The following is a 415-nucleotide window of genomic DNA, read 5'->3' as shown; positions in this document are numbered from 1 at the left end:
CATCAACGCCAGCCACGGCAGTTCGAGGTTCTTCAGCACGTGCAGGCGCACGGTGCCGTTACCAATGGGCGTAATTTTCGACTCGCTGCCCAGGGTCAGTTTGTCGATCCAGTAATCGCCAGGTGCCAGTTCCAGGGTGCTGCGGTAGCCCAGTTCCAGCTCTTTGAGCAGGTATTCACCGGCCACATTGAAACGCACCTTGGCGGTGCCGTTGACGTTAAGGCGTTGCCACTCTTTGCGGCTGCCGTCGAGGGTCAGGTTGCCGGCGTAGACGACGTCTTGCTTGAAGGTGCTGCTGGTGGCACGGAAGCTCGGCATGGCCGGCACTGGCGCGGGGCTGAAGCTCGCTTGGCAATCTTGCGTGCCGCAGCTGCGCACGCTGGAGGCAAAGCTGTTATCGACGCGGTTGGTGGCC

Annotated in this window: 1 protein-coding gene; it reads right to left on the bottom strand. The window is 61.7% G+C overall.

Annotated elements, in window-relative coordinates; all coding sequences use genetic code 11:
• Positions 1-318, bottom strand: a 318-nt coding sequence (locus AC0IW9_RS30405) for a hypothetical protein (protein ID WP_471652040.1), incomplete at its 3' end; no start/stop codon positions are given.
• Positions 319-415: the final 97 nt, after the last annotated feature.

The sequence above is a fragment of the Belnapia sp. AC561 genome, assembly GCF_979252845.1.
The sequence above is the reverse complement of the archived record's forward strand: the minus strand, read 5'-3'. Positions and strand labels throughout refer to the sequence as shown.